The 4,620-nt window shown below is 77.5% G+C and carries 3 protein-coding genes; all 3 read right to left on the bottom strand.

Annotated features, from left to right (window positions below; translation table 11 throughout):
- Positions 1-1,397, bottom strand: a 1,397-nt coding sequence (locus N866_RS16570; RefSeq protein ID WP_052023177.1) for an amidohydrolase, incomplete at its 3' end; no start/stop codon positions are given.
- 573 nt (positions 1,398-1,970) lie between these two features.
- Positions 1,971-2,924 carry a phosphoribosylaminoimidazolesuccinocarboxamide synthase gene (locus N866_RS16565; RefSeq protein WP_034228478.1) on the bottom strand — a complete coding sequence of 318 codons (954 nt, stop codon included), beginning with the start codon at positions 2,922-2,924 and terminating at the stop codon, positions 1,971-1,973.
- Between the two features lie 187 nt (positions 2,925-3,111).
- A complete protein-coding gene (gene purD / locus N866_RS16560) occupies positions 3,112-4,434 on the bottom strand; it encodes a phosphoribosylamine--glycine ligase (RefSeq protein ID WP_034228476.1) in 1,323 nt (440 codons plus the stop codon).
- Positions 4,435-4,620: the final 186 nt, after the last annotated feature.

Here is a 4,620-nt window from a genome sequence, read left to right as displayed (position 1 = left end):
GCCCGGTCCACCGCCGCCGACACCGCGAGCCACGGGTCCAGCGGCGCGACCGGCGCGTCGGAGCCGAACGCCAGGCGCACGCCCGCCTCGTGCAGCCGCCGCAGCGGGAACGTCCGGGCCGCCCGGTCGCCCCAGTAGCGCTCGACGACGTCCCGGTCGTCCATCGCGTGCTCCGGCTGCACCGACGCGACGACGCCGAGCCGGGCGAACCGGGCGACGTCGTCGTCGGCCAGGAGCTGGGCGTGCTCCACGGAGCCGCGCGCCCGGGTCGCCTCGAACGCGTCGAGCGCGAGAGCGTTGGCCCGGTCCCCGATCGCGTGGATCGCACAGTGGATGCCGTGCCGGGTCGCGTAGGCCATGAGCGGCACGAGCTCCTCGGTGGGCACGTTGAGGACGCCGTGGGCGTGCGGGCCCTCGAGCCCGTCGTAGGGCTCGTGGCAGTAGGCAGTCCGGGTGTTGAGCGACCCGTCGCTGATCACCTTGAACGGCCCGAGCGTCACCAGCCCGTGCGTCCCGCCGACGACGTCGCCCGTGGCCAGCTCGCGCGCGACGGCGCGGTCGAGGTGGTCACGCCACACGCCGGCGGCCACACGGAGCTGCGTCATGCCGGCCGCGACGCGGCGCTCCCAGACGGACACGTTGTCGGCCATCTCCAGGTCCACGACGCCGACGACGCCCCGGGCCGCGGCCGCGTCGGCCGCCTCCCCCACCCACCGGTCGAGCCGGTCCGTCGGGACCTCCTGGAGGGCGGCGAGCAGCGGGAACCAGTCCTCCTCGCGCAGCACGCCGTCGTCGTGCCCGACCACGCCGAACCGGCGCAGCGCGGCGGTGCTCAGCCAGGCGCTGTGCAGGTCCCCGCACACGACGACGACCGGCGTGGGCGGCAGGCCGGCCGCCGTGACCGCGTCGTCGAGGACGGACGCCGTCGGCGGCTCGGGCCACAGGCCGTCCCGGAAGCCGACGGCCATGAGGAGGGAGTCGTCGTCGGGCCCGCGCTCCCGCAGGCGGCTGACGACGAGCGCCCCCGCCTCGCGCGCGGACGTCGCCGACGACACGTCGAAGCGCTGCCGGGCGAGCGCCCACTGACCCAGGTGGACGTGGTGGTCCCACAGCCCGGGCAGGACCCACCGTCCGTCGAGGTCGACGACGACGTCCCACGGGCGCGGGTCGAGCCGCTCGCCGGGAGCGGAGACGGCCACGACGACCCCGTCCTCGAGGCGGAGGTCGACGGGGTGATCGGGGCCGCCCGGCGGCGCTGGGGTGGCGGGCACGTCACCCGGCTCGTGACCGGGCAGGTCACCGGGCAGGTCACCGGGCAGGTCACCGGGCAGGGCCGGCAGCGGGACGACCCGGGCGTGGCGCAGGAGGGTGCTGCCGGTGGGGAGCGTGCTCGTCACGCGCGCAGCGTACGTCCGGAGGGACGGCGAGCAGCAGCACCGGGCGGGCACACCCGGCGGGCACACCGGGGAACGTTCGTGGCGTCATCCGCCACGGAGGTTCCCCGGTTTAGAGCGAGGCGCGGGTCGGGGCCGGACGGGCGGGGTGGGATGGGCGGAGCGGGATGGGCGGACTGGGCCGGGTCGAGCGGGCCGGGTCCAGCGGGCCGGGTCCAGCGGGCCGGGTCCAGCGGGCCGGGTCCAGCGGGCCGGGTCCAGCGGGCCGGGTCCAGCGGGCCGGGTCCAGCGGGCCGGGTCCAGCGGGCCGGGTCCAGCGGGCCGGGTCCAGCGGGCCGGGTCCAGCGGGCCGGGTCCAGCGGGCCGGGTCCAGCGGGCCGGGTCCAGCGGGCCGGGTCCAGCGGGCCGGGTCCAGCGGGCCGGGTCCAGCGGGCCGGGTCCAGCGGGCCGGGTCCAGCGGGCCGGGTCCAGCGGGCCGGGTCCAGCGGGCCGGGTCCAGCGGGCCGGGTCCAGCGGGCCGGGTCCAGCGGGCCGGGTCCAGCGGGCCGGGTCGAGCGGGTGGACGGCCTCGCCGCGTCAGAGGCTCGTCGGGAGCGTCAGGTCGCGGCCGGTGAGGCGGCGGTAGGCGTCGAGGTAGCGCTCCTGGGTGCGCGCGACGACGTCGTCGGGCAGCGGGGGCGGCGGGGCGTCCGCGGCGCGGTCCCAGCCGGACGCCGGAGACGTGAGCCAGTCGCGCACGTACTGCTTGTCGAAGGACGGCTGGGCCCGGCCCGGCTGCCACTGGTCCGCGGGCCAGAAGCGCGAGGAGTCGGGCGTGAGGACCTCGTCGCCGAGCACGACCGTGCCGGCGTCCAGGCCGCCCGCGGCCTGCGTGGTCCGGCCGAACTCGAGCTTGGTGTCCGCGAGGATCACGCCCCGCTCCCGGGCCAGGTCCTCCGCGCGGCCGTAGACGGCGAGCGTGAGGTCGCGCAGGACGGCGGCGTCGTCGGCCCCGATCTGCGCGGCGACCTCCCCGAAGGTGACGTTCTCGTCATGCTCGCCGACGGCGGCCTTGGTGGCGGGCGTGAAGATCGGCTCCGGGAGGCGCGAGCCGTCCTCGAGCCCGGCCGGCAGCGGCACGCCGCACACGGCGCCCCCCGCCCGGTACTCGACCAGGCCCGAGCCGGTGAGGTAGCCCCGGGCGACGCACTCGACGGGGAACATCTCCAGGCGGCGGCAGACCATCGCGCGGCCCGCGACGGCGTCGGGCACGCCGGTCGCCCCGACCTCCGCGGTGACGACGTGGTTCGGGACCAGGTCGGCGAGCTGCTCGAACCACCACAGGCTCAGCTGGGTGAGAACGACGCCCTTGCCCGGGATGGGGGTGTCGAGCACGTGGTCGTACGCACTGATGCGGTCGCTGGCGACGACGAGCACGACGTCGCCGTGCGCGTCGGTCACCGTGGAGCCCGGCTCCGGGACGTAGAGGTCGCGGACCTTGCCGGAGTACGTGTGGGTCCACCCGGGCAGCTGCGGGGCCGTGGTCGCCATGGCGCCATCCTTCCGGATCGGTCGGGCTGCCGGATCAGGTGCCCACCGACGGGACCGGTCCAGGGCCGACGGGCCGGTCCTCGACGGCCGGGGCAGTCCACGACCGACGGGCCGGTCCTCGACGGCCGGGTCAGTCCACGACCCCCGGGCCGGTCCACGACCCCCGGGCCGGTCCTCGACCGGCGGGTCAGTCCGCGACGGCCGGGAGCTCGGGCATGCGCGCGGCGATGTCCGTGCGGTGGTGCGACCCCCGCAGCCGGACGAGCGCGACGCCGTCGTACGCGGTGGCCCGCGCCGCGTCGAGGTCGGCGCCGACGCCGACGACGGACAGGACCCGACCGCCGGCGGAGACCAGGGCGCCGTCGTCGGTCGCCGTGCCGGCGTGCAGGACGTGGACGCCCGGGACAGCCTCGGCCTCCTCGACGCCGTCGACCGGGTCGCCGGCCCGGACGCTGCCGGGGTAGCCGTGCGCCGCCACGACCACCGTGACCGCGGCGTCCGGCAGCCACCGCAGCGGGGGCAGGGTGTCGAGGCGCCCCTGGGCCGCCGCGAGCAGGACCTGCGCGAGCGGCGTCGCGAGGCGCGCCAGCACGACCTGCGTCTCGGGGTCGCCGAAGCGGGCGTTGAACTCGATGACCCGCACGCCCCGCGCCGTGAGCGCCAGCCCGCAGTACAGGACGCCGGCGAACGGCGTGCCGCGGCGGTGCATCTCGTCCACGGTCGGCTGGGCCACGCGGGCGACGACCTCCTCGACCAGGCCCTCGGGCGCCCAGGGCAGCGGCGAGTACGCCCCCATCCCGCCGGTGTTCGGGCCCTCGTCGCCGTCGAGCGCGCGCTTGAAGTCCTGCGCCGGCGCGAGCGGTACGACCGTGGTGCCGTCGCTGACGCAGAAGAGCGAGACCTCCGGACCGTCGAGGAACTCCTCGACGACGACGGCGCCGCCCGGCTTGGCCAGGCAGGCGGCGGCGTGGTCGAGGGCCGCGTCCCGGTCGTCCGTGACGACGACGCCCTTGCCCGCCGCCAGGCCGTCGTCCTTGACGACGTACGGGGCGCCGAAAGCGTCGAGGGCGGCAGCCACCTCGTCCACCGTCGTGCAGACGTGCGCCATCGCGGTCGGCACGCCGGCCGCCGCCATGATCTCCTTGGCGAACGCCTTGGACCCCTCGAGCGCCGCGGCCTCCGCGCTCGGCCCGAAGCACGGGATACCGGCAGCCCGCACCGCGTCGGCGACGCCGGCCACCAGCGGCGCCTCCGGGCCGACGACGACGAGGTCGGCGGCCAGCTCGGTCGCGAGCGCCGCCACCGCCGCGCCGTCGACCGGGTCCACGGGGTGCAGCGCGGCGAGGGGGGCGATGCCGGGGTTGCCGGGCGCGGCGTGCAGCTCGTGGTCCGTGTGGTGCGCGGCCGCGGGGTCCGTGGGGTGCGGGTTGCCCGGTCCCTCGGGCGCCAGCGCGAGGGCGCGGACGATGGCGTGCTCGCGGGCACCGGATCCGACGACGAGGATCTTCACGAGCGATGAGCCTATCGACGACCACCGTCACGGCGGGAGGACGGACCGGTCCACGGGACGCCGCGTCGGTCGGCGTGCAGGGCGCAGCACGGGTGCTGCCCGGCAGAGGCTCTGCAGGGGCGCTGTGCAGAGGTGGCGCGCCCGGCAGAGGGCCGTGCGGTGGTGGCGGCGCCCGGCCGGGGCCCG

The organism is Actinotalea ferrariae CF5-4 (assembly GCF_000603945.1).
Classification (GTDB): Bacteria; Actinomycetota; Actinomycetes; order Actinomycetales; family Cellulomonadaceae; genus Actinotalea; species Actinotalea ferrariae.
The sequence above is the reverse complement of the archived record's forward strand: the minus strand, read 5'-3'. Positions and strand labels throughout refer to the sequence as shown.

Coding starts and splice junctions, on each gene's coding strand:
- N866_RS16565 (WP_034228478.1), bottom strand. CDS start 2,924: ATGGCGACCACGGCCCCGCAGCTGCCCGGGTGGACCCACACGTACTCC.